At 52.7% G+C, this 23447-nt stretch carries 26 protein-coding genes; 25 read left to right on the top strand and 1 reads right to left on the bottom strand.

What is annotated here, in order from left to right; translation table 11 throughout:
- Positions 1 to 27: 27 nt before the first annotated feature.
- From GS535_RS03545 to GS535_RS03630, 18 genes are all read left to right on the top strand, one after another.
- Entirely contained in the window at positions 28 to 633 is a 606-nt protein-coding gene (locus GS535_RS03545) for a terminase small subunit (protein WP_160799124.1), read from the top strand.
- Positions 620 to 2770 (top strand): terminase gpA endonuclease subunit, encoded by a 2151-nt coding sequence (locus GS535_RS03550; protein ID WP_160799125.1) that lies wholly within the window; start codon positions 620 to 622, stop codon positions 2768 to 2770. Before GS535_RS03545 ends, GS535_RS03550 begins: the two co-directional genes overlap by 14 nt.
- A complete protein-coding gene (locus tag GS535_RS03555) occupies positions 2770 to 3558 on the top strand; it encodes a hypothetical protein (protein ID WP_160799126.1) in 789 nt (262 codons plus the stop codon). Before GS535_RS03550 ends, GS535_RS03555 begins: the two co-directional genes overlap by 1 nt.
- A gap of 343 nt (positions 3559 to 3901) precedes the next feature.
- Positions 3902 to 4126, top strand: coding sequence for a helix-turn-helix transcriptional regulator (locus tag GS535_RS03560; RefSeq protein ID WP_160799127.1), 225 nt, complete (start codon positions 3902 to 3904; stop codon positions 4124 to 4126).
- Positions 4127 to 4252: 126 nt separating this feature from the next.
- On the top strand, positions 4253 to 4543 hold the full coding sequence (gene gpW / locus GS535_RS03565) for a gpW family head-tail joining protein (RefSeq protein WP_160799128.1): 291 nt from the start codon (positions 4253 to 4255) through the stop codon (positions 4541 to 4543).
- 17 nt (positions 4544 to 4560) lie between these two features.
- A complete protein-coding gene (locus GS535_RS03570) occupies positions 4561 to 6258 on the top strand; it encodes a phage portal protein (protein ID WP_160799129.1) in 1698 nt (565 codons plus the stop codon).
- Positions 6251 to 7108, top strand: coding sequence for a S49 family peptidase (locus GS535_RS03575; RefSeq protein ID WP_160799130.1), 858 nt, complete (start codon positions 6251 to 6253; stop codon positions 7106 to 7108). Before GS535_RS03570 ends, GS535_RS03575 begins: the two co-directional genes overlap by 8 nt.
- A gap of 90 nt (positions 7109 to 7198) precedes the next feature.
- Positions 7199 to 7834: a hypothetical protein gene (locus GS535_RS03580; protein ID WP_160799131.1), complete on the top strand. Its 636-nt coding sequence runs from the start codon at positions 7199 to 7201 to the stop codon at positions 7832 to 7834.
- Between the two features lie 12 nt (positions 7835 to 7846).
- A complete protein-coding gene (locus GS535_RS03585; protein WP_160799132.1) occupies positions 7847 to 8251 on the top strand; it encodes a head decoration protein in 405 nt (134 codons plus the stop codon).
- Between the two features lie 14 nt (positions 8252 to 8265).
- Complete coding sequence (locus tag GS535_RS03590) at positions 8266 to 9429, top strand: major capsid protein (RefSeq protein WP_160799133.1); 1164 nt, start codon at positions 8266 to 8268, stop codon at positions 9427 to 9429.
- On the top strand, positions 9429 to 9773 hold the full coding sequence (locus GS535_RS03595) for a hypothetical protein (protein WP_160799134.1): 345 nt from the start codon (positions 9429 to 9431) through the stop codon (positions 9771 to 9773). The genes GS535_RS03590 and GS535_RS03595 overlap by 1 nt, the downstream gene beginning before the upstream one ends.
- Entirely contained in the window at positions 9770 to 10132 is a 363-nt protein-coding gene (locus GS535_RS03600; RefSeq protein WP_160799135.1) for a hypothetical protein, read from the top strand. Before GS535_RS03595 ends, GS535_RS03600 begins: the two co-directional genes overlap by 4 nt.
- Positions 10129 to 10635, top strand: coding sequence for a hypothetical protein (locus tag GS535_RS03605; RefSeq protein WP_160799136.1), 507 nt, complete (start codon positions 10129 to 10131; stop codon positions 10633 to 10635). Before GS535_RS03600 ends, GS535_RS03605 begins: the two co-directional genes overlap by 4 nt.
- Before the next feature lie 29 nt (positions 10636 to 10664).
- A complete protein-coding gene (locus tag GS535_RS03610; protein ID WP_160799137.1) occupies positions 10665 to 10886 on the top strand; it encodes a DUF2635 domain-containing protein in 222 nt (73 codons plus the stop codon).
- Entirely contained in the window at positions 10883 to 12379 is a 1497-nt protein-coding gene (locus GS535_RS03615; RefSeq protein ID WP_160799138.1) for a phage tail sheath subtilisin-like domain-containing protein, read from the top strand. Before GS535_RS03610 ends, GS535_RS03615 begins: the two co-directional genes overlap by 4 nt.
- Positions 12380 to 12390: 11 nt before the next feature.
- On the top strand, positions 12391 to 12780 hold the full coding sequence (locus GS535_RS03620) for a phage tail tube protein (protein WP_160799139.1): 390 nt from the start codon (positions 12391 to 12393) through the stop codon (positions 12778 to 12780).
- A complete protein-coding gene (locus GS535_RS03625; protein ID WP_160799140.1) occupies positions 12777 to 13421 on the top strand; it encodes a phage tail assembly protein in 645 nt (214 codons plus the stop codon). The genes GS535_RS03620 and GS535_RS03625 overlap by 4 nt, the downstream gene beginning before the upstream one ends.
- Before the next feature lie 199 nt (positions 13422 to 13620).
- Positions 13621 to 15843, top strand: coding sequence for a phage tail tape measure protein (locus GS535_RS03630; protein ID WP_160799141.1), 2223 nt, complete (start codon positions 13621 to 13623; stop codon positions 15841 to 15843).
- On the opposite strand, the gene GS535_RS03635 is transcribed toward GS535_RS03630, so the two are convergent.
- A complete protein-coding gene (locus GS535_RS03635) occupies positions 15838 to 16257 on the bottom strand; it encodes a type II toxin-antitoxin system HicB family antitoxin (RefSeq protein WP_160799142.1) in 420 nt (139 codons plus the stop codon). The genes GS535_RS03630 and GS535_RS03635 overlap by 6 nt on opposite strands.
- Before the next feature lie 46 nt (positions 16258 to 16303).
- Between GS535_RS03635 and GS535_RS03640 the strand changes: the two genes are divergently transcribed.
- The 7 genes from GS535_RS03640 to GS535_RS03670 are packed head-to-tail and all read left to right on the top strand — an operon-like array spanning position 16304 to position 23347.
- Positions 16304 to 17611 carry a DNA circularization protein gene (locus tag GS535_RS03640; RefSeq protein ID WP_160799143.1) on the top strand — a complete coding sequence of 436 codons (1308 nt, stop codon included), beginning with the start codon at positions 16304 to 16306 and terminating at the stop codon, positions 17609 to 17611.
- On the top strand, positions 17608 to 18741 hold the full coding sequence (locus tag GS535_RS03645) for a phage baseplate assembly protein (RefSeq protein ID WP_160799144.1): 1134 nt from the start codon (positions 17608 to 17610) through the stop codon (positions 18739 to 18741). Before GS535_RS03640 ends, GS535_RS03645 begins: the two co-directional genes overlap by 4 nt.
- The gene (locus GS535_RS03650; RefSeq protein WP_160799145.1) at positions 18742 to 19266 is read left to right on the top strand and encodes a phage baseplate assembly protein; all 525 of its coding nucleotides are present in this window, start codon (positions 18742 to 18744) and stop codon (positions 19264 to 19266) included.
- 23 nt (positions 19267 to 19289) lie between these two features.
- Complete coding sequence (locus GS535_RS03655) at positions 19290 to 19793, top strand: phage GP46 family protein (RefSeq protein ID WP_160799146.1); 504 nt, start codon at positions 19290 to 19292, stop codon at positions 19791 to 19793.
- 42 nt (positions 19794 to 19835) lie between these two features.
- Positions 19836 to 20954 (top strand): baseplate J/gp47 family protein, encoded by a 1119-nt coding sequence (locus tag GS535_RS03660; protein WP_160799147.1) that lies wholly within the window; start codon positions 19836 to 19838, stop codon positions 20952 to 20954.
- Positions 20955 to 20956: 2 nt separating this feature from the next.
- Positions 20957 to 21568 carry a YmfQ family protein gene (locus GS535_RS03665; protein WP_160799148.1) on the top strand — a complete coding sequence of 204 codons (612 nt, stop codon included), beginning with the start codon at positions 20957 to 20959 and terminating at the stop codon, positions 21566 to 21568.
- Between the two features lie 3 nt (positions 21569 to 21571).
- On the top strand, positions 21572 to 23347 hold the full coding sequence (locus GS535_RS03670) for a hypothetical protein (RefSeq protein ID WP_160799149.1): 1776 nt from the start codon (positions 21572 to 21574) through the stop codon (positions 23345 to 23347).
- The last annotated feature ends 100 nt before the right edge of the window (positions 23348 to 23447 follow it).

Genomic DNA, 23447 nt, shown 5'->3' on the forward strand with positions numbered 1-23447 from the left:
TTGTTTTTATCTGGGAAGTAATAAAAAGTGTCTGGGAAAATTCTTATAAACAAAAGACAATTAGCCAAAGAGCTCGATGTTTCTCTTCCCACACTAACTTCTTGGATTGAGAAATATGAAGACTTCCCTATTGTCTCTCGTGGCCGCAACGGTTCTTCTTACAAGTTCGATGCTGAAGAAGTTTTTCCATTTCTTGACCAGAAGAAGGAAGAAGAACTTGAGAAGAATGCTGGACGCGATGAGGCGCTTGCAAGCCTTCAGTTAAGCTTCTCAAACCTATTTCCCGATGACGACGCTCTTCCCATCCAAAGTCGTGAGGACATCAAGAAACAGCTCGACCTAGCGAAACTCCATCAGCTCAAGCGCAAAGAAGCGCAAGAGTGCGGCCTTCTTGTTCCTGCCAATGAGATGCGCGATGCCCTTATGTCCACATTCGCGCGGCTAGGCTCCGAGAGCCGGAACTTTATCAAGCGCTTCGGAACAGAAAACGGCATCCCAGAAGCGATCATCCAGCACAAGCTTACGATGTATGAAGAGCTTCAAAAAGCGACGGTCAACGACCTCCTAGGGCTCCTCACCCCACCAGAGGAACAAGAACACGCAACACAGGAGGACACGCATGGCCTCCTCTAACCCCCCTCCAGCAGAACTCTCCGACTTCCCGTTTGCTCAAGCCCGTGCCATTGTGCGTGAAGCACTGAGCTTCTACCTCCCTGCTGAACGTGTTTCTGTCGCAGAGCACGCGGCCATGCACCGTTACCTCAACAACCGAGGCGGTGGTTTTGTGGGGCGATGGAGCCATGATGAAGCGCCTTACCTTGTCGGGCCTATGGAAGCCCTAACAGGCCCGCAACTCACCACGGCCATTGTCGGGCCAGCCCGCTCAGGGAAAACGACCGTCGGGCAGAATTGGCTCCTTCAAGCCGTGGAGACAGACCCCGCAGACTTTCTCGTGTATGCCCAAACAGACGAGGTTCTGAGGGCTTATGTGAAGGCCGAGATTGAACCCATGATTAACCTCCACAAAGGCATGGCCTCTCGGCTTGGCCTGAAGCCAAAAGATCGAGCGCTTGATTTTAAGCGCTTTGCAGGAATGTGGGTTCAGTTCTTATCGGCTACCTATAACAACCTGACCAACAAATCAGCGCCCCGTATCATCATCACAGAGCTTGATGCATGCGACCCTTCAGGAGAGGACACATACGCCCTCGCAGACATCAGACGCCAAACCTTTGGCCGTGACAGCATGGTTCTGTGTGAATCCCACCCTGACGCAGCTCTAGGTATCTCACCACGTCACTGGGACACGGGCATTATGAAGCTCTACCGTGATAGCGACCGTCGCACTTGGTGGTGGCCGTGCCCGCACTGCAATGCGTTCTCCAGTCCCACCCCAGGCGCGGCGCGTGAAATGGCCTTGGACTATGACGTTGAGGCCCCACTGGATGAAATTGAGCAACAAGCGCGCCTTATATGCCCGTCATGTGGGAGCCTCATTGAGGACACATGGCGCCGCACGATGAACAAAGACGCCTTCTGGGCGTGCGCTGGCACGACCGTGGCTGAAAACGGGTCTGTCACGGGAACCCCCGTCACGTCAGACATTGCAGGCTTCTGGATTACGGGCCTTATGAGCCCTTTTATGATCGGCGGTATCGGGAACCTTGCACGTGAAATTGTGCGTACTAAGCGCGACTTTGAAGCGTCTGGAGATGATTCAGAGCACCGCGCTGTTATCGTGAAGCGGTTAGGCGTTCCCTACACGCCGCCCCGCACGGTGCGCTCTGTGGACGCAGAGGCACTTGCGCTCCGTGAAGACCCCACCTTGTCGCTCAACCGCATCCCTGAAGGCGTGCGCTTCCTCACGGCCTCTGTAGACGTACAAGCCAATCGTTTCGAGCTCCTCATTCGCGGCTGGGGCATTGATGGTGAAAGCTGGATCATTACTTACCGCCAAATCAAAGCAGAACCAGCCACCAGCGCCGCAGATTGGGACGCTCTGATTGCCCAGGTTATGGAAACACCGATCCCCTTAGCGGATGGATCAGGCCGTGGCATGGTTCCCCTTGCGCTAGGGTATGACTCAGGCGGTGAAGAAGGCGTCACAGCCCAAGCCTACGCGGCATGGCGCCGCGCACGAACACGGCGGCTTGCCAAACGAGCGGGCATGATTGAAGGCCGCGTCGCCTATAGCGTCCTCCCCCTCAAAGGCATGAGCACGGTGAACGCTCCACTTTTGGCCGTCCGCTATCCCGACAGCCAACGGGCCAGCACCGTGAGTGCACGCGCTGACGATGTGCCGCTTGGCCAGTTCAACCCCAATCAATTCAAAGACCGCCTCTCTTCTGATCTTCTCATCACAGAATCAGGCCCCCGTTATGTTCATTTCCCATCAGGACTTGGCCAGCTGCATGAGTTCTATGACCAGCTCTCAGCAGAAGAACGCTCCCCCTCTGGACGCTGGCACAAAAAGCGTGGCGGCCGCCGCAATGAAGCGTGGGACCTCATGGTGATGTCCGACGTCATGGCGCATCTCTTTGGCCTCCAACGTTACCATTGGGAATCCCCGCCCAATTGGGCGCGCGAATGGAACGATAACCCCATGATCACACCGCTATCGTCCTCACAAGAAGAAAGCCCCACACCCTCACTAAAACATCCCCCCGCGCAGACCCTACCGAATCCCTCCAATAGCCGCGCTGCACGGTTAGAGCGGATCAGACGACAAGCGGCCCGTGTCGGTTCTCTCCCAAGTAAAGGAGCAGTCTAATGGCCAGCAACAACCGCCTCATCACCATCTCAATGGACAACAAAAAGCTCCGTAAAGACCTGGAAAAGCTGCGCGGCCGTGGCCATCAACGCGGCATGACAAACGTTGTGAATAGCCTCGCCTTTGATAGCCGTCGGGCTGTTGTAGACGGTATGAAACGCGTTTTTCATAACCCCACGAACTGGACGCTTGGCATGTTCAGGGTCATCAAAGCCCCACCAGGGCGAACAGAGGCAGCTTTGGCAACGAAAGACCTTGTCGCCGGTCAAAATGTTGGAGCCGCCGCTGCACGCTATCTGTCACCTGATGTTTTTGGTGGCGAGCGTGGAATGAAGCCGTCAGAGCACGCTTTAAGTAAGGTCTCTGGAGGGCAATATTGGGTTCCTGGGAATGATGCACCGTTAAATGCAAGCGGAAACATCAAATCCAGCGAGATCAAAGCCATCCTATCTCATCTCAGCCTCTATGAAGACCCCTCTAAGAACATTTCAGAAGAGACAATGCGCGCCTTGCGCAAAGGAAAGAAGAATAAGAACGCCAATGGTCAACGCGGTAAGTATTTTATAGGGAAGTCGAAAAAAAGCGGCCGTCCTATCGGCGTTTATAAATATTCAGGCACACCTGGAAAGGTGCTTCAAATCATCCGTTTTGTCGCAAAGCCGCCGCATTACCGAAAAATCCTACCCGCGCAAGAAATCGTTGATGATGTGGTAGAGCGCAATGCTCCAAGCTATGTTGAGCGCGAAATTTACCATCATCTACGACGTGCCCTTAAAGATAAAAAATAATAATGTTTTTTAGAAGCGTCTTGTTTTTTGCCATACGTTGTGTTTATAATGAACACATACCGAGCGCAATGAAGCGCCGGTTATGAGAGCAGGAAAGCTTCATGAGCAATAGACATCAATTCTTTTTAGACAGCCTCGCCGTTATTCAAACGGTTCTTGCATTCCTCGCATGGCGCAACAGTCGAAAATAAATGGGTTAGGGGGCAAAAGCCCCCTACCTTTCTCATTTACTTTTAAGGAGACATCCCATGTTCATTGATTATCATGAGATTTTTCGTGTTGTTATGGCCATAATTCAGATGATATTTTTTGTTCTTATGATCAGAAATCTCAGGAAACGCGCATGAATGCCGATCAACTCAGAACCTGCTTAGAGGCTATTGGTTGGTCTCAACGCCATCTTGCGCTCACCTTAAACACCCATCCGACAACGGTCAGACGGTGGGCACAAGACAAGCAACCCATCCCCTCTTCTGTGGGTTTATGGCTCGACACCCTAGCGGCCTTTCACAACGAACACGCTCAGCCCCAAGGCTGGCAGGCCGCACATGAAAAAGAACATGATTAAAAAACATCTTGCTTATTGGGCCCGCTAAGCCCTATAAAAACATTATTCTTTTCGAAAATCGTTTAAGCGGCTCCATCGGGGCCGCTTTTTTTATGCGGTTTTCTCCCCAAAAAATCTGAGGGCCGTATGGCTATTCCCCTGACCCCGTCACGCCCGCTCTTCAATCCCCGCAGTTCAATTCTTGCTGGCATGGATAAAGAGCAGCTCAAGCAGCAACTAGCAACGCTCCAAAGAGCTTACCTGTCCCTCCAATCAGGGCAGCAGATTGTCTCAGTCTCCTATACGCAAGGGGACGGATCACGCTCTGTCAGCTATCGCCCTGCTGATGCCCCACAGCTTCTCCAAACAATTAAGATGATCCAATCGCAGCTCGGCATACCAGGGACACGGCGCTCTGCTTTGCGTCCCGTTTTTTAAGACACTGATGAGGTTTTATGGCCATCCTATCTCCCCGCCGCGCAGCCCTGCAACGCGGCAGGAGAGCTGCGCCTAAAGCCCCCGCACGCCCTCGCCCCATGGGTCTGCATAATCCGTCCAATATGCCCTATGATGGGGCGGATTATTACGGTCAGCATAACCAACAATGGATGCCCGGCCTTCGCAGTGGGGATTCAACCATTGGCACGTCCCAGCGTGACACGCTGGTAGCACGCATGCGCGATCTGGTGCGCAACGATGGATGGGCCTCTGGTGCCGTCACGCGCATTCTCGATAGCGTGGTGGGGGTCTCACTTCGCCCCGTTTCAAAGCCTGATCACCGCTGGCTTCGCCATGTTTCAGGAAACTCACGATTTGACGCTTCATGGGCGGCTGAATTCAGCAGCTTTATCGACGCCCATTGGCGCAATTGGGCAGACGACCCCTCCCATTACAACGACACGGAACGGCAGCTCACCTTCAGCCAACAAATGCACTTAGCCATGCGCCATCTTCTCATTGATGGCGATGCTTTAGCCGTCCTGCCGTGGATGGAAGAGCGTGTCTGCTTAGGTGGTGCGCGCTACGCCACAAGCGTGCAAATTGTTGATACGGATCGCCTCTCAAACCCCGATAATCAGTATGACCTCAGCACCATCCGCAACGGTGTTGAAGTTGACCCGATAACGGGCGAACCCATTGCCTACCATATCCGTGAAGCCCATCCAGACGATTACTTCGCCGTTTCTCACTCCATACGTTGGGCACGCTATCCCAAAGAAACCGCCTTTGGCCGCCCCATCACGGTTCATCATTTTGAACGCCATCAGGCCGGGCAGCATCGCGGCGGGGCCGGTATCTTTGCGCCGGTCATTACACGCATGAAGATGCTGGCACGCTACGATACCGCAGAACTTGATGCCGCCATCGTCAATGCTGTGTTTGCCGCTTTTATTGAAACACCCTACGACCCACAATCAACCGCAGAAGCCTTGGCCCCTACCAACTCATCGGAAGCCTTAGGAAACCCCGCCGGTTGGGCTGGATGGGAAGAGCGCGTGGCTTATCATGATGGGCGCAATCTATCGCTCCAAGGCTCACGCATCCCCATGCTCTCACCGGGAGAGAAGATCACATCCGTGACCGCCGCACGGCCTGCAAGCGGCTTTGCTGACTTCGAAAAAACAGTTCTCAGAAATGTGGCATCAGCAGCCGGCCTAAGCCCTATGCAGGTCAGCAATGATTGGTCAGATGTGAACTACTCTTCAGCCCGCGCCGCCTTGCTTGAAGCCTACAAAACAACGGATCGCCGCCGGCTTGATTTCTGCGCTGGTTTTGCGGTTCCCATTCGTTTGGCCTGGCTGGAAGAAGCGATGGAAAGCGACCATCCGCCGATGCCCACCGGCGGCGCACTCCCGCACTTCTTGGAAGCACGCCATGCCTATGGTCGGGCAAAATGGCTTGCCCCCGGCCGTGGCTGGATTGACCCCACAAAAGAACGTGAAGGCTCCCTTATTGGCGTTCAGTCGGGCTTGTCAACGCTGGAAGATGAGGCCGCGATGAATGAAGGGCGCAATTGGGAAGACATTCTCGATCAAAGAAAAATTGAACAAGAAGCCTTTCAAAAAGCAGGCCTCCGACAACCGGGCGATAGTCGGCCAGATGAAGCCGTCTCACATGATGACAGTGACAATTCAGGAGATAGCAATGAGTAACCCTAGCCTGAGGCTCTCAACCATCCTGAATAAGCCGCTCGCCCTTGACCATAGCCGCGCGTCAGAATTGCGCTCAGAACTTGTCGCACATGGGCCGCATGCGACAATAGTCGCACAGTCTCCTCAGGCGATGAGTGGTTTTGAAGACTCTGAAAATAGCTTTTTTTATTGGGGCGTTCCTCTCCGCATAGAAGGAAATGTAGGGATCATCCCCATTACAGGGCTCCTCTTATCGGGCCCCGGTGGCGTTTTTTACCCCTATTGCTCGTTCTATGAGGACATCAGGGCACGGCTTGACGACGCCCTGGATGATAGCCGGATTAAAGCGATTGCCTTATGGATTGATAGCCCCGGTGGCGATGTCAGCCAATGCTTAGAATTGTCAGACACGATCGCTCAAGCGCGCCGTCGAAAGCCCATTGTCGCTATTGTCTATAATGCGGCAAACTCCGCCGCTTACGCCCTGGCTTGCGGCGCCGATACGATCACCGTTCCTGAAACGGGCATGGTGGGGTCGATTGGCGTCATTATGATTCACGCGGACTATTCAGAGATGCTGCACAATAAGGGCATCAAAACCACTGTTTTCCGCTTTGGACGCCATAAAGCAGAGCTTCAAGAGGTAGAGCCACTGACCCCTGAGATCATCAATCGCGAACAAGCGATTGTAAATGCGCTTGGTGAAAAATTTGTCGCACTCGTTGCACGCAATCGCGGCCTTGATGAAGGCACGATACGCGCAATGGAAGGGGAAGCCTATTTAGGAGAGCGTGGCGTTGCCCTTGGCCTTGCCGATTCCGCTATGCCCCCACATCAAGCGTTAGACGACCTCATTGAGCAGTTTTCCTAACCGCTCAAACCCGTTTGTTAAACCGGTTTAACACCCTGCCAAATAGGCCGCCATCATCACGATGAGCGGCTTTTTTTATGGAGCTAAAAAATGGCACAACGCCCCGCCTCTCGTCGCAACACCCGCAGCCCTTTTGCTCATTTAAACGGGGCCCGTATGAGCGATGATGATCAAGACACGCTTCCACCGAAAGCGGACGAAAACACCCCAGACGACCTCCCTCCTGAAGAAACCACTGGAGAGGATGACGACACCCAACGGGCACGGCAGCGTCGTGGTGAAACCCCCGACCCTGATGACGACACCGCACAATCTGACGATGATCTTGATGCGGAAGATGAGCGTGATGATGAGGACGACAAAAAAGCAGAAGATGAAGACGATGACGACGACAGAACCGTTCGGGAAGACGCAAAAGCCCGCGCCTCATCCCGTGCGCAAGCCATTTTAAGACGCCCTGAAGCGGCCAATAATTTGGCTCTTGCCTGTCATATTGCCTTTAACACCACAATGACGCGCATGCAGGCCGTAGCCGCTCTCCGTGCGGCATCATGTGGTTCAAGACGGTCACGTCGTGCCAACGCGCGCCACACATCCCAGAACACAACAGCCAGCCTGCGCAGCCGCATGACCTCTCATGCTGTGCGCCCCCTCAAAGCTAATGCGGGTCAGCCCAAAAGCTCTCTTCAAAATCGCGTTGCGGCTTTTAACAAACGCCATCAGTAAAGGGTCGTCATCATGCCATTGCCTCCAAGCTACCAATTCCGCCCCGGTGCACGAACCGTCACCTTCGTCCCCGATCAGCTCATTGCCGGCAACCTCAAGCTCGTCACGCGTGACGTTTCCTTTGCTCAATCAGACACGCCACTTATCCGAGGCACTCTTGTCGGCCGTGTTGATGCCACAGGCCTTTTTGTTCCCGCACTCCCAAGTGCAACAGATGGAAGCCAGACCCCCCTTGGCATTGTTGTTGACACTGTTGACACAACGGCCGGTCAGGCCTGGGGGGCTATTTATGAGATGGGCGAATTTAATAGCCGCTATCTCACCTATGATTCCTCCTGGAGCTATGACGCGCTGGTAACGGCATGCCGTAAAAATCAGCTCTTTATCAAAGAATCCCTTTCAAATGATATTGTATAAAAGGAACAGAGTTAATGGCCTATAATTCTAGTGCAGAACTCGCTTCAGGAACCTCTTTGCAGGCCATGATCAGCCTCTATGACCGAGTTGAACTTATTGGTGTTGTTGAAAACCTCAAAAAGTCCTCTGGCTTCTTGCTTGATCTTGCTTTCCCCAACATCGTGACCTCTGAGTTCCCTGAAGTCGCCATTGATGTGGACGTTGGTAAACGCCGCATGTCCCCTTTTGTTAGCCCGCTGGTGGAAGGGAAAACCGTTGAATCACGCCGCACACAAACCAACTTATTTACGCCACCAACCATAAAAGACTTACGCACTCCTGACCTTCTAAAACCTATTCGCCGTCAAATTGGGGAACGCGTTGGTGGCGACACTTCTATGCGTGCGCGCTTAGAAGAAAATCTCATTTTTGAACTTTCTGATCAAAAAGATATGGCCAACCGCCGCACGGAATGGATGGCCGCCCAAGCCCTCAGTACCGGCAAAATTGGCATGAATGTAGAAGGGGAAGGGGTATCTGTTATTGATTTCAACCGTGATCCTTCTCTGACCATCGCACTAACGGGCAATGCTCAATGGGGACAACCCAACGTCTCACCAGCCGATAGCGTGACGAACTGGGCGATCTACGTCATGCAAAAATCTGGGGCGATGCCTCAAAATATCGTTTTTACACCGTCTCCATGGCAAAAGTTTATTTCTGACCCGAAAGTGGTCAACACCATCTTCCAAAGCGCTCTTATTGACCCTAAAAATGACCCGATCGTCACAGGGGCACGCGTTCCCAATCAAGGCGGTGTCTCTATGGGCCGTTGGGGGCAGTTCAATCTTTGGCTGTATGCAGACTGGTATGTTGACTATCTGCGCGACGCCGCAGGCCGGATTGTGCGTGATGCGGAAGGAAACGCTCAAGAATTTGAGCGCCCCATGCTCCCAGATGGGTCTGTCATCCTGACCGGCCCTGACCTTCAGGGAACGCGGGCTTACGGCCTTATTCAAGACCCTTACTTCAATTTCGAGCCTTTATCTTACGCTCCAAAGCTGTGGTACAACGAAAATCCCGGCCAGATTAATCTGTTGATGCAGTCAGCCCCACTGCCTATCCCGTCGCGAGTCAACGCGGCTTTTTGTGCGACCGTATGCGCCCCCGGCAATGGCGTTTCAGGAGGGAATAGCTAATGGCGGACGACACAAATCCCTCGAAGTCAGAAGAGGCAACGCAGCCTCACACTGACCAGGATACCCTCCACACAACCTCAAGGACGCCCCCTGTGCCCAATCAGGATACCTTCCCAACCGTTCGTGCTGTTGCCTTACGCCCGATCTACGATGAGCCAGGACACCCCCCTATTCCACCTGGCACCGATATTACCATTTGCACCACCACGGCACGCGAATGGGTAGAAGTGGGCATTATTCGCCTAGCAAGTGGTGAAGTTCTCCCAGCTCAAGAGCGCGCCACAGAAGGGGCCTTCCCGATCTTTGCCAAATCAGCGCCCCCACCACCAACCTCGCAAGGATGAGCGGGCCGCTCGATTGGGACGGCCTCGTTCTTGGCCCTGTGATGGAGACGTTCGGTGAGCCTCTCACACTCTTTCCCGCTTCAGGAGGGCCAAAAGTGCCTTTTGTGGGAATCTATGATGAGGGATTTAAAAAGGTTGAAGACATCCCAACAGAGATGGGGATGGCACCTGCTCACATCAGCTCATCCCTCCCCGTCATCGGGTGCCGTTCCTCCAGCTTTCCAACCCTCCCCCAGCAAGGCGACCATGTTCTTGTCAGGGGAGAGCGGCTTGTCATTGAGGAAGTCCAGCCAGACTCTCACGGCGCTCTTCACCTCACCTTGAATGTAGGCAATGCCTCACCGGAAATCTTCGCATGAGACCATCCCCTCTTCACGATGACGGCCGGCTTTTCCGCGTGCAGCTTCGTGACCTCTGTGTTGATCTTTTAAAGAACGCATCAACCGTCGCAGGGAGCCGTGTTTTTAAGGGGAACCCATGGCCTGTAATGGCCGACAAACTCCCCGCCCTATGGGTCTCTGCTCCCTCTGATGTTGGCAGCTCTTTAGGGGCAGGCCCCCCGTCTTTCTCTCGCACAACCACCATTCAAATTATTGGGATTGTGCGTGGTGATAACCCTGCTGATGCGTTGGAACAGATCGATCAGTTCAATGACGCGATTGAAACCCTCCTCATGACCGACACGCGCCTTATGGGTAACGTTGAGGAAGTGGAGGGACTGCACACACATGTTGAGCTGAATAGTGAAACAAAAAGTCATCTCGCTCAGTTCACGCTCGCCCTAGAGCTCAAATATTCCGAAACCTATCCGCTGCCGGGAAAGCCTTTGTCCGCCCTCACAGGCACTTTTGGCCCCCTCTAACGGTTTATATCATCCTTTTAGGATACCCCATGTTCATCAAACCAGCTCAAAGCCGGGTGGTGCGCCATCCCGGCACGTTACGCTTACTTTCCTCTGATGGGGAAAACGTCACACCATCTCCTTTTTGGCATAGGCTTCTCGCCGTTGGGGACGTCATAGAATGTGCTCCGCCCTCGTCAGAACCCCAACCTTCTCAAAAACTTTCATCAGCCTTGACTGAGCGCCGCACAGAAGAGGGGAAAACCCCATGAGCTCCGCTATTTCAATCCCAGGCTACGACACGTCCAATCGTGTTCCGGGGTTTTATTTTGCCCTCGATAACTCCAAAGCCAATACGGCCGCTGGTGTGCGCCGCGTTTTACTCATTGGCCAAAAACTCAAAAACGCCCCCGGAACCGCGAATGTTGCGGTCAAAGATACGGGGCTTTCCAATGCCATCGCCTCATATGGCGACGGCTCACATATCGCTTTGATGTTGGCCGCCTACCGTCAGACCGACCCATCAGGAGAAGTCTGGCTCTTACCACTTGATGACGATGAAGGCGCAAGTCACGCCAGCGCAACGCTCACGCTTAATGGCCAAGCAACCGAAGCGGGAACACTCCCCCTTTACGTGAACGATACGCTCATCAGCGTTCCCGTTGCCAATGGAGACACCGCTCAGGCTGTTGCGCAGTCTATAGTCGTGCGTTTCAATCAAACCGCAGGCTTGCCTGTTACCGTTGGCACGCCTGCCAAGGGAAACGATGGCACGATCTCCCTCACCTTCACGGCCAAGAATGCCGGTCTTACCGACAATCAGCACAGCCTAGCCGTTGCACTTTTAGGCTCATCAGGCGGGCAATCTGTTCCCAATGGCCTTACCGTCACCACAACCGCCTTCACCAGCGGCGCACAAAACCCTCAGCTTCCCTCTGTGTTCGCAACACAAGGAAGCCGTGTGTATGATCTCCTCATTCACCCCTATAGTGATGAGGCATCCCTCACAGCATTCCGTGATTGGACCAACAACCTGAGCGGTCGGTGGTCGCCCATGCAGCAGCTCTATGGTCAGGCCATCACAGCGGCTCGCCTGACATATGGCCAAGCAACCGCTTTGGTAAGCAAGAACGATCCGCACCAGTCCATCATGCCCACATCAGACAGCCCCTCCCACCCCGCTAAATGGGCGGCATGGCTTGGTGGGGCTATTGCTCTGTCCATGCGTGACAACCCGGCCTTGCCTGTCGCAGGGATAACACTGCCAGCTCTCCCTCCTAGTGGTATGGGTGAGTTCGACCGTGACCAACGCAACTCATTGCTCCATGACGGCCTCAGCACATTCCGTGTCAGCGATGATGGCAGCGTCATCATTGAGCGCGTCATCACAACCTATACTGAGAACGCCAACGGCCTGCCTGACAATTCCTATTTGGATATTGAGCGTCTCTTAACCGCTCAAGTCTGCCTCCAAGACATGGGCACCTTCGTTTACGAGCAATGTGGGAACTCCATCTTGTTGCAAAACGGCTCACGCATCCCAGCAGGCGTCCGTGCTGTCACACCTGACATTGTCGCCAACACCATTAAGGCACGCTACCGAACCCAATGTGACAATCTCTGGTGTCAAAACCCTGCACAATTCAATGCCGGTCTTTCTGTTGAATATGCAGGGGAAGGGGTTCTCAAAACGCTTATGCCCTACATTTTTGCCGATCAGCTCTGGACGATTGCTGGCAATGCACAATTCCTCGCCTCATCCTAAGGAGAAACCCCATGGCTGCCATTCGCAGAGGCCCCCTTGCTGGTTGGGCCAGCTTTACCATCAACGGCGAGGTCTGGAATGTCGTCGGAGACCTCGAATACCGACCAAGCGGCATGACCAACGAAACCCTCAAGGGCCAAAGTGCCGTTGAGGGTTTTGGGCAAATGCCCGTGGAAGGTGAAATAAGCGCTAATATTCGAGACCGTGACGATAAACGCATTGCTGATCTTCAGGGTGCTTCTGGTTTCACCATCATTGCAGAACTTGCCAACGGAAAAGTCGTGACAGGAAGCGATATGTGGCAAGTCGAAAATCTCACCGTTTCCACACAAGAAAGCACCTTTAAGCTCACCTTTCACGGCACCAGCGTGATTGAAGAAACCGTCGGAGGCACCGCATGACACTCTCAGATAACGACATGCTTGAAAGCCTATCTCAGGATCAGGAAGCAGAACCTAATACGCAAGCTGAAACGCTGACACTTTCCCTTCCAGCCCCTATCAGCGTTGGGGAAAAAACAATCACAGAGCTCAAACTCCGAGAGCCAACGCTCTATGAAACCATCATAGCGTCACGAAAGGTTGTAAGCTTCCCCAACATCGTACGTGTTGAGGTTATGGAAGCTGAAATAGAGATTGTCCGTCAGGTTACAGGTCTCTCTGATGCCTTTTTCTCTCAAATCCCTTCTGGCATTATCAAAAAAGCGCGTGATTTTGTTGTGGGCTTTGAAGAACGAGCACGCGACAATCTATCGCAGGAAGAGCATGATCTTCCATGCGAAAAAACATTAACATTCTCTCCGGCCATTCATGGCGGTGGGAAAGAATGGGATGTGATGACATTGCGCGCTCCAACCATTGGAGAAATTAAATCAGCGCGTATGATCTTAAAAAAAGCCTCGTTGGAGAAAATTCATCGATCCAATGAGATGCTTATTACAGCGGTGAGCGGCTGGCCAAAAGCCGCTGTTTTACGGCTTCCTATTTCCAATTTTGTCGAAGCATCTGGGTATCTCAACGGTTTTTTTCCCGTTTTCCAGTGAATTGGCGTGACATCCCCGCAGAGCTTTCTCTCACTTTCCCAGGCTGGACGCGTTCAGACCTAGAAAGCTTGACGGGTGACGAGATGATCTTCTGGGTCAAACAGTCCAACCGCATTGCAAAAATACGTCAAAGAGCCGCAGAAAATAGCGGATAAATGACGGTGTTAAACCGGTTTAACAACCCAGAAGATGGGGTAAGATGATGGCTAAAAACTCCTCCATCAAAATGTCCATCGGGGCAGAAGATCGTTTCTCTAAAACGATGGATAAGTTGGAGAACCGCATTGCACGGCTTAACGCGCCTGTTAAGCGCTTCCAGACTAATGCCGCTCGGTTGGATAATTTTGGGCCACGCCAGCTCCGCAAGGGTTTTTTAGGGCTTATCTCGTCCACTGGTGGTGCGGCTAAAAGTCTCGCCTCTATCATTCCTATTTTAGGGACACTGACTGGGGCGGCCTCCTTAGCGGGGGTCTATCGGCTCTCATCAGCTTGGGCGGGAATGGGGCGTCAGCTTGGCATTTCCTCCCAGCTCATGAGTGTTGCTCCTGGGCGCCTTCAAGCCATGGGGAATGCGGCAAAATTAGCCGGCGGCTCTGCTGAAGGAATGCAATCAACCCTTCAGCAACTGACGAATACCAGCTTTAACGCCAGAACTGGGCTAGACCCCGCTGCTCTCGCGCAGTTCCAGATGTTCCATATCTCTGCCAAAGAGCTAGAACATGATGCCCCCGATCAACTCTTTGAACGCGTAGCATCCCAGCTGCGCAAGCTTAAAACGCCCCTCGAACGGGCTCGAGCCGCTCAAGCCTTATTTGGCTCTGGAGCAAGCGGCGTTATCCCAGTTCTGCTCCAATCAGGGCAGGCATGGCAAAAGAACATCAACCTCGCGCGCCGTTACGGCGTCATAAATGAAGACGGGGTAGAGGCTTCAAACCGTCTGGCAAGCAGTCAAGACCGACTAGAGCTGGCCGTACAGGGCTTTGGGAATACCCTAGCCCAAACCGTAGAACCCATTCTGTCACCTATTATCACACAGATGGCAGACTGGATCGCTGCTAACCGTCAATGGATTTCCACCAAAATTACCGGCTATGTCAAAGACCTCATAGATTGGTTCAAAGACGGTGGATGGGACCGCATCACCAAATGGGCGGGCGATTTTGTCACAAAAACGGACGATATCGCCCAGTCGCTCGGGGGATGGAAAAGCACTGCAACCATAGCGGCTGGCGCGATTGCCGGGCTCTTCTCTGCACCAGTTATTGCTAGTCTAATAGCGGGCTCTGGTGTTCTTGTTGGAATATTGGCAGCCCTTGAAGGGATCGCCGCCGTAAAGGTTTTTAGCTACAAGCCAAATAAGTCTGATCCAAAATATATTGAACAAGAAAAAAAGTTAAACGAAGAAGATGCCATTAAAAGGCATTATTTAAATCGAACAAGCCTATGGCGGTTTTGGCAATTTGATGAAGCAAAAGAACGCGCCATCATTCAACAAGAAGACGCCTCTAAAGCCGCTCATCCATCTTCAGGGGATGCTGGGAAAGCTTATCAGTCCCCTTCCATCAATGACGCAAAAGCTCTCACCAATCGTCCTTATGACACGCAGGAAAGTTACGATAGCCATATCTACGCCTCCCTACATCGCAAGGTGGACGGAACCAACAAAAATGCTCTAGCCATCCAGCGCTCTTTGCAGCGGCATGGTTTCGCCAATACAGCCATTGCCGGAATTTTTGCGAATTTCTCTCAAGAGAGCAATCTTGACCCTTCTGCTCATAATCGAAGTCATGCCGGCATTGCTCAATGGGACAAAGGGCGCCAAGCAGAGTTCCAAAGGCGCTATGGCCACCCTATGACCTCAGGCTCTGTTGATGAGCAAGTAGATTTCTTCGCGCGCGATCTCGCGAAATATCCTAAAATACAAAAGGATATTATGGGTGCAAAAACCCCAGAAGAGGCAGGCTTTGCTATGGGCCGGCATTATGAAATTCCGGGTATTACCGATGCAACCTTGCGCCCCGATGTGAACGCACGTGCCCATGTAGCAGATGAATGGGCGCAAGCGCTTAAAAGCGTGAGCAGCTCTTTTCCGCAATCAGATGCTCCAGCGATGAGCGCTACATCCCCCAAGCCATCAGCGCCGGCCATGTCAATTGAGCCGCCTCAACCTAAAGGGCCGCCACTGTCAGTAGCTCGGCCGCCTGATCATCAGGAAGACCTCACAAAGGATGAGGGCCGCACTTCTCAAGCACGTTCAGGCAATACAGGGGCAGAGCCAAGCAGCAAGGTTGTCATTGACATCAATCACCTCAACCCGCCGCCTGGCACACGCATCAAGCTGAGTGACAACAATAATCCCAACATCTCACTAGGCTCTCTTCGCACGCACCGTTCAATGTCGCCTGATGCCCCCTCTTTATGAGGGGGTTTCGAGAATAGGATAAATCCCTAGAACATTCAGCGCACGCTCAACGATCTCAACCTTGCTTTTGTGCAAAGGATTGCGCAGACGTCTTACAACCGTTTCTGTCACGCCAAGGCGCTCTCCAAGGGCTTTGTTCGTAAGCTTTTGCGCGATCATTTCGTCATGCAATATGAACTTCATAGCCTCGAGCACGGGAACAGCAATGAGCGGTCGTCCTCTTCTGGGTTCTGGTTTGGGGAGAGGTTTATTCTCATCCACATAAAACGTCAGAGCAGAAACCAAAAGGTCAACGGCTTCTTGTAAGCATTCCTCCCGTGTTTTCCCGTCTGTTGCGCCTGATAGGCCATCAAAAAACGCTGTCCAGGAATCATCGTCATTGCGCACAAGCGTCACAGGATAAGCATATTTCATACGTTTCTAATCGAATATTTATGTTCGATTGTAAAGAGAGCCTCTTATGCCTTTTTCCCTCTCGCCATTATCAGCCATTGCCGGTGAATTCCTACAATGCACCTTTCGCGGTGTGCCCTTTGCAGTCTATGGCTCAAGTGGCACCACGGGGCGGCGCGTTGCCACCCATGACTATCCGACTCATAACGGCGTTTGGTCAGAAGATTTAGGGCGGGAAGGCAGGCGCTGGAAAATACGCGGCCTTCTTGTCGGGCCTCTGTGCTATTCCCAGCGTGACCTTCTAACCATGGCGGTGGAACATAAAGGCCCTGGCCTGCTTATCCATCCCAGCCTTGGTATCCTCAAGGCAGTCTGCACCTCCTATGAGTTCGCAGAACGTGATGGATATACCAATGTCATTGATCTTAATCTCAGCTTTGTTGAGCACAAAGAACTTCTCTCAAACCTCATCACAGCCGGTCTTCATGCGGCCCTAGGGGTTGCCTCGATGGCAACGGGGGTTCTTTCAGCGGCTGGCTATATCAATATCTCCTCGAGCCTCTTTGCTCACGGGGCCGTTGTGGCCCAAAGCGCGCGCGCTGTTATGAGCGACTGGGCGGGAACCATCGTCACACAAGCCAATAGCCCAACGTCAACCGCACAGCCGGCCTCTCAAATAATGGGTAATAATGGCCGCTACAGCGGGTCAGCAGGCTCATTGTCTGTCGATGATGCGCTTAGCGCTCTTTCTCAATGGCGGCAATCCCTCAAAACATCCGCTTACGCACTGGCGACGACACCACCAACACCTGAAAGTCTCACTCAGAGCGTGCAAAATATTCTGTCTCTTGTGCCACAAAACAGCTCAGACCCGTCTGCTCAACTCACATTGCTCAAACCTTTGTGCGTGCTCCCACAAGAGGCGCTTAACCCGATAGAGACAAAAGCCCAAACCATCACCCATGCGTCTTCTTTAGCCGCTCTTTGGACACGTTTTTATCTTTCCTGCGCAGCTCTAGGCCCGCTGGCTGTAGCGCTATCAGACTGGCAGCCCGCTACGGCCACAGAAGCCCGCGCCATGATCGCGACCATGGCTACCCTCTATGACGACTTTCAGATGGCAGCGGGCAACAATAACCTCGATGATCTTTACCAATCCATCAGCGACCTTGCTGCTAAAAGCCTGCAAGATTTATCACAAAAATCCACAGCGCTTCCCGACCTCGTGCCCATCACCCGAAACAGGCCGCTTCCTTCGCTCACTCTTGCCCAACAGCTCTATGGGGATGGCAGTCGGTCAAGTGAGCTTATGTCACGGTCAGAGGCTATTCACCCCGCCTTCATGCCAAGCCATTTTGAGGCAGAATCGTCATGAGCAAGACAGACCCCAACGCGCTAAAAGTCACGATCGACAACCACGAGCTTACCGGTTGGCAACACTATAGCTATCATGCCGGAATTGACCTGATCCCATGGCAAATATCGTTAAGCGCCACCCTTCACCAGCTCGATAATCATGATCTTGAATTCACAGTAGGGGCAAGCGCCACTGTTATGATGGGTGAGACGCTTATTCTCACCGGGTATCTCGTCTCAACCAGTGAATCCATCAACGCTCATGGCCATACGATGTCGTTGATTATTGGCTCCAAGACACAAGACCTCACCGATTGTTCAGCGTCTCTCGTGACATCTGACCTCACGCTTGGCGGTAATGAAAATAACGGCCGAACGCTATCGAACATGGTCACACAGCTTTGCGCACCTTTTGGCGTTTCCGTGACCGTCGATCCTCAGATCGATAATCCCGTTATTCCGCTTTTTGCTATCAATCTGACTGAAACACCTTACGCGATCATTGATCGGCTCTGTCGGCAAGTAGGCCTTCTGTTTACAGACAGCGCAGAAGGGAACATCCATATCACAACCGTGCAGAAGGCAGCTGAGAAAACGCCAAGCTTTCGGTATGGTGACACTATTGAAGAATATGAAGAGCAGCATTCAACCACAAACCGTTACAGTGTCATCAAAGCTGTTTTACAAACATCAAACTTGCTGAGCTCTGAGCCGAATAGTGCAGATTATGTCTCCCAGATTAAAGCCTCGGAAAGTGGGAAGCAGGCAACCGACCCCGGCATTACGCGCTACCGCCCCCTTCTGATTCCTGTTGATCTTGGCGATGCAAATTTTGATGTCGCTGGAAAGCGTGTCTTGTGGGAAGTCGCGCGTCGTTCAGGCCGGTCTCAGCCTATCACCATTACCGTGTCAGGCCATCGTGACGAGCATGGAGCGCTCTATACGCCCAACACACGTGTGACACTGACAAAACCAAACGGTAGTCGCGCCGATCTTGTAATTGCCAATGTCACCTATGAAGGGTCAGCCAACGGGCGACGTACGCAGCTTACATTGCTTACCTCTGCCAGCCTCACCCCGCAGCCTATTGTCAATAAGGTCAATCAAAAGGCAGGGGCTGCTGCCCAAAATGATTCTGCGAGGCATTAAATGTCATCTTTTGCCCGACTTGCTGGACGGCTCGCCTTTTTATTCTCACTAGGCCGTCAGACGGCCGATACGGTGATGAAAAAGGGCGGCCAAACGCTCCAACTTCTCCTCACCTCACGCGAGCTGCGCGATAACATCCCTCTTCTACAGCATTATGGCTTCGTTTCACGACCGCGCGCGGGCTGTGATGCCTTGGTTGTTTTTTTAGGCGGCGACCGTTCACGCCCCATAGCGATCGCTACTAATGACCAACGCAACTACCCTACGGCTCTTAACCCCGGCGAAGTCTGCATCACCCACCCTCCAACGGGCTCTATTATGCGGTTTATGAATGATGGAAGCATTTCCATCATCCCTCAAAACGGCATCGTACATCTCACAGGATCTCTGAATGTGAGTGACAACATCACGGCCGCAGGGACGATCACCGGACAGACGGACGTCATAGCTCAGGGGATTTCTGGCGCTCACCATACTCATACAGGTGTGCAACCTGGTGGCAGCTCAACGGGAGCGCCTCATTAAACTCTTTTTTGTGGAGGCACAGCATGGCCGATATTGCACTCCATTATCACAACGCAACACAGGCAGGCGATCTGCTTTTTTCTGATGGTGATCTTTCTTTAGAAAACCCGTTAAGAGAAGCCCTTCTCATTTCTCTTTTTTCTGATCGCCTAGCACCCGATCAGCTTTCATCACAAGATAAAGCGGTTGGTTTGCATATCCCCGGTAATGCGCTTCATGCCACTGAAAACCCACGCAAGGGATGGTGGGGCGATATGTTTGGTGAGGGCCTTATTGGCTCGCGTTTGTGGCAATTGCAGCGTGTCATTGTGGCGCAAAGCAATGCCGTTCTCTTAGAAGTCGAGGCCATCATTTATGAGGCGCTTGAATGGCTCATAACCGATAATGTGGTCGCAAAAATCGACGTCAAAGCGACATGGTCTCACGCTCGCTCTCAAACAATTAACTTTTCTATTGCCGCTTATCAGCCCACCGGGCCGTCTCCTGAGAATTTTCAATTTTCTCTCGCATGGCAAGACATGGCCTAAGCGCATTTCTTTACGTTCCTGTCTGCAATTCTGAGTTTCGCTATGCCATTCAATCGTCCGACTTTAACCGAGCATCGCAATAGTATTTTGCAAAATATGCAATCGGCCAATCTGCCCGGTGCAACCAACATTACGCGTTTTTCAGTGCTCGGTGTTTTTGCCAAAGTATGGGCGGGAATGGCTCACCTTCATGACGCTTATCTTGATTGGATTGCCAAACAGGGCGTTCCCTGGACAGCAACAGGTGAAAATCTTGAAGGCTGGGGAAACCTTAAAGGCATCACGCGCAAAGCCGCATCGCCAGCATCAGGAACTGTGACGTTTCAGGCCGTTGCCAATACCACTCTCCCCGTAGGTTCTGAGATTTCTTTAGGCAATGTAGGCACAGCCACCACCACAGAAGCTGCAACGGCGGATGAAACGGGTCAGGTAACACTCCCTGTCCGCTTTTCTACGCCAGGGGCAAGCGGCAATGTTCCACTTGGAACGGTCGCAACCCTCGCCAACCCCATTATTGGCGTGCAATCATCTGGGCTTGTGTCCACAGCTTTTACAGGCGGGGCAGACCTTGAAGACGAAGAAGCCTTTAGGGCGCGCATTCTCACAGCCTACCAAACGGCCGGGAAAAATGGACGCGCTCAAGATTATGTCGATTGGGCCTTAGCGGTTCCCGGTGTGACGCGCGCTTGGGTCAACCCCGATGGGTTCGGGATTGGCAGTGTGGTGGTTTATGTCATGCTCGACAATGCCAATGCGGCTCAAGGCGGTTTCCCCATTGGCAAAGATGGCAGCGCCACAGCTGAAAAGCGCTACCATACGGCAAGTGGAGACCAGCTGACTGTTGCCAATGCCATCAATGACCTTCGCCCCGTTACGGCTCTGGTTATTGTCTGCGCTCCAATTGCACAGCCCATTGATTTCATTATTTCAGGCCTAGGGGCTGATAATACAGCTACCACACAGGCAGCTATTTCAAATGCACTGAACGATGCTTTCCGACGTGCAAGCGGCCCCGGTGCCACGGTCTATCCCTCAACGTGGAATGGCGCTTTAGATGCGCTCAACCTTCCTCAATATAGCGTGCAGTCTCCCAGTGGCCCTGTCATTGCTGAAACCGTGGGAAGAATGCCCATTCTTGGGAATATTAGTTTTAGGACTTAGCCATGTCTTCTCACAACTATAGCGCAGAAGACTTTCGTGATGCGCTCCTTAGGCTTCTGCCCTCGGGCTTACTGTGGAACCGCTCAAAAGAGAATGGATTAGGAAAGCTCTTTCACGTTCTGGGCCACGTCTATCACGACAGCACAAATAGAGCCCTATCCTTGCTGAATGATCTATTCCCAGGCTCAACCTATCATTTTATCAATGAATGGGAAAAAACACTTGATCTCCCCGATAGCTGCATGGGGGATGATGGAACACCCGAGCAGCGGCGGAACGCGATCATTGCAAAGCTCACCGATGAGGGCGGTTCGTCGGTTCGTTACTATATCACCCTCGCTCAAAATCTAGGTGTTCCCATTACGATTGAAGAGTTCGCCCCTGCACGGGCGGGCGTTATGCGAGCAGGTCAACGCTGTTACGGCCGTCATTGGGCGTTTGCATGGCGTGTACAAATCCCACGCCTTGTGGTGTCGCGTTTTCGCTCTGGCCGCAACACCGCAGGTAACCGGCTGAGAACATGGCAGCGTGGGTACATTGAATGTGTCATCCGCAAACATTCCCCTGCCCATACAGCGCTTTTCTTTCGCTATTATACAACAGAAGAGAGATGAAACATGGCATATCAAATTGACGATATTACAGCCGTCCAAACGCCAGACCCGCTGCCAGAAAATGCTGTCAGTCAACCCGGCTATTTCACAGACGGCGACCCAAGCGACAAAGGGTTAGGAGCAACCTTTGTCCCCGCCTGGTGGCTTAATATGGTGCAAGGTGAATTGGTTGCAATCTGTCAGAAAGCTAACATCCAGCCAGATAAGACCAATAATACACAAGTTGTTACTGCTATTCTCACATTAATTCAGCAACAAGGTTCAAATTTACTGTCCTCCCTTGAAACAGCTCTTAACTCCGAAATCCAACGCGCTCAGAACGCTGAGACAGGGCTTTCTAACGCCAAGGTGAACCGCTCAGGCGACACGATGAGTGGCGATCTAACGATTGATGGCAGTCTTCACCTTAACGGCAGCCTCAACGCAACAGGGGCAGCAAGCTTCCAAGGCTCTGTGCTTTCGCAAGGCACTTTTCAGCAAGGTGATCTGGCGTTAACCCAGCCTATTGGAGCGACGTTGGAGGGTAGCCAGTTCTACGTTCAGCTCGTCAATGATGCCAAGGAAGGCACAACCTATGGTCGCCTCGTGCTTCGTGATGGTGGCGGGAATTACTATGTCGGGCTACAGATCGACAATCACGGCAACGTCACAGACGGACAAGGACGCTCCTTCCTGTCCAAGCCAGAGGCACAAGCGGCTTACCTGCCGCTGAGCGGTGGAAACCTGACAGGGGCACTCTATTCCGCCAATATTTTCCAACAGGGCGATCTGGCGTTAACCCAGCCTATTGGAGCGACGTTGGAGGGTAGCCAGTTCTACGTTCAGCTCGTCAATGATGCCAAGGAAGGCACAACCTATGGTCGCCTCGTACTTCGTGATGGCGGCGGGAATTTTCATATTCCGATCCAAGTTGACACGCATGATAACACCACTCTCAGCGGCACGCTAAACGCGACAGGAGCGGCGAGCTTCCAAAGCTCTGTGCTCTCGCAAGGCACCTTTCAACAAGGTGATCTGCAAATGACCTTCCCCATCGGGGCGGGCTTTTGGAACATGCAGTTCTTCCTCCAGCTTGCCAACAATGCCAAAACGGGCACCACCACCGGGCGTCTTGTTTTAAAAGACAATGGCGGGAACTACTTCGTCGCGCTTCAAATCGACAATCATGGGCATGTTACGGACGCGCAAGGGCGCGACTTCCTCACCAAACCTGAAGCGCAGGCCGCTTATTTGCCGCTTTCAGGCGGGAACCTCACGGGGGGCATCACCATGACGGAGGCCAATAACTGGGGCTTTGGACGTGGTGGCGGCCTGTCGTCGCTGGCGATGGGCGATGGTCCCGAACGTTTCTATCAGCAAGTCTATCGTCCCAAGGGCGGCTTAACTCAAGGCGTTCTCGGCGTTGCGGATGAAACAGGCGACCGGCAATGGAAGCTGCAAGCTAATGGCGCGATTGTGACACCCTCTGGCAATACCCTACCTGAAGTGCGCGGGGTTCCGGGGCGCGTTGTCACACAATATTTCCGTATCACGAACCTTGCCAATGTGAACTACATTCCGTTTCCTGTGGCGTTTGCAGCATCTGACCCGGTGAATGAAATATTCATCACCTACGGATACGGCTATAACAGTAACGGCGGAAGCACTGAGCAGTCCGTTATGTATATCTACAAACAAAAAACAACCAATAACGGCTTCTGGATTGATCGGAGCGAAAGTGGCTTTCAAGACGCCGCTTTTGACGTGGCGGTCACTGGGCCTATGGGAGCATCGTCATGACAGACAACATAGAAAACAGCCAGCATGAACAGGATCAGACGCAGGCTCAAAATGCTGTGTTTGGGTATTATGGCTACGTTAATCCCACAACGAAGATTGT

It is taken from the genome of Saccharibacter sp. EH611 (genome assembly GCF_009834765.1).
In the GTDB taxonomy this organism is placed as follows: Bacteria; Pseudomonadota; Alphaproteobacteria; order Acetobacterales; family Acetobacteraceae; genus Saccharibacter.

Coding starts and splice junctions, on each gene's coding strand:
- GS535_RS03655 (WP_160799146.1), top strand. CDS start 19,290: ATGGCCGATATTGCACTCCATTATCACAACGCAACACAGGCAGGCGAT.
- GS535_RS03580 (WP_160799131.1), top strand. CDS start 7,199: ATGGCACAACGCCCCGCCTCTCGTCGCAACACCCGCAGCCCTTTTGCT.
- GS535_RS03570 (WP_160799129.1), top strand. CDS start 4,561: ATGGCCATCCTATCTCCCCGCCGCGCAGCCCTGCAACGCGGCAGGAGA.
- gpW (WP_160799128.1), top strand. CDS start 4,253: ATGGCTATTCCCCTGACCCCGTCACGCCCGCTCTTCAATCCCCGCAGT.
- GS535_RS03560 (WP_160799127.1), top strand. CDS start 3,902: ATGAATGCCGATCAACTCAGAACCTGCTTAGAGGCTATTGGTTGGTCT.
- GS535_RS03575 (WP_160799130.1), top strand. CDS start 6,251: ATGAGTAACCCTAGCCTGAGGCTCTCAACCATCCTGAATAAGCCGCTC.
- GS535_RS03630 (WP_160799141.1), top strand. CDS start 13,621: ATGATGGCTAAAAACTCCTCCATCAAAATGTCCATCGGGGCAGAAGAT.
- GS535_RS03615 (WP_160799138.1), top strand. CDS start 10,883: ATGAGCTCCGCTATTTCAATCCCAGGCTACGACACGTCCAATCGTGTT.
- GS535_RS03650 (WP_160799145.1), top strand. CDS start 18,742: ATGTCATCTTTTGCCCGACTTGCTGGACGGCTCGCCTTTTTATTCTCA.
- GS535_RS03645 (WP_160799144.1), top strand. CDS start 17,608: ATGAGCAAGACAGACCCCAACGCGCTAAAAGTCACGATCGACAACCAC.
- GS535_RS03670 (WP_160799149.1), top strand. CDS start 21,572: ATGGCATATCAAATTGACGATATTACAGCCGTCCAAACGCCAGACCCG.
- GS535_RS03590 (WP_160799133.1), top strand. CDS start 8,266: ATGGCCTATAATTCTAGTGCAGAACTCGCTTCAGGAACCTCTTTGCAG.
- GS535_RS03605 (WP_160799136.1), top strand. CDS start 10,129: ATGAGACCATCCCCTCTTCACGATGACGGCCGGCTTTTCCGCGTGCAG.
- GS535_RS03635 (WP_160799142.1), bottom strand. CDS start 16,257: ATGAAATATGCTTATCCTGTGACGCTTGTGCGCAATGACGATGATTCC.
- GS535_RS03595 (WP_160799134.1), top strand. CDS start 9,429: ATGGCGGACGACACAAATCCCTCGAAGTCAGAAGAGGCAACGCAGCCT.
- GS535_RS03625 (WP_160799140.1), top strand. CDS start 12,777: ATGACACTCTCAGATAACGACATGCTTGAAAGCCTATCTCAGGATCAG.
- GS535_RS03610 (WP_160799137.1), top strand. CDS start 10,665: ATGTTCATCAAACCAGCTCAAAGCCGGGTGGTGCGCCATCCCGGCACG.
- GS535_RS03600 (WP_160799135.1), top strand. CDS start 9,770: ATGAGCGGGCCGCTCGATTGGGACGGCCTCGTTCTTGGCCCTGTGATG.
- GS535_RS03660 (WP_160799147.1), top strand. CDS start 19,836: ATGCCATTCAATCGTCCGACTTTAACCGAGCATCGCAATAGTATTTTG.
- GS535_RS03555 (WP_160799126.1), top strand. CDS start 2,770: ATGGCCAGCAACAACCGCCTCATCACCATCTCAATGGACAACAAAAAG.
- GS535_RS03550 (WP_160799125.1), top strand. CDS start 620: ATGGCCTCCTCTAACCCCCCTCCAGCAGAACTCTCCGACTTCCCGTTT.
- GS535_RS03620 (WP_160799139.1), top strand. CDS start 12,391: ATGGCTGCCATTCGCAGAGGCCCCCTTGCTGGTTGGGCCAGCTTTACC.
- GS535_RS03665 (WP_160799148.1), top strand. CDS start 20,957: ATGTCTTCTCACAACTATAGCGCAGAAGACTTTCGTGATGCGCTCCTT.
- GS535_RS03640 (WP_160799143.1), top strand. CDS start 16,304: ATGCCTTTTTCCCTCTCGCCATTATCAGCCATTGCCGGTGAATTCCTA.
- GS535_RS03585 (WP_160799132.1), top strand. CDS start 7,847: ATGCCATTGCCTCCAAGCTACCAATTCCGCCCCGGTGCACGAACCGTC.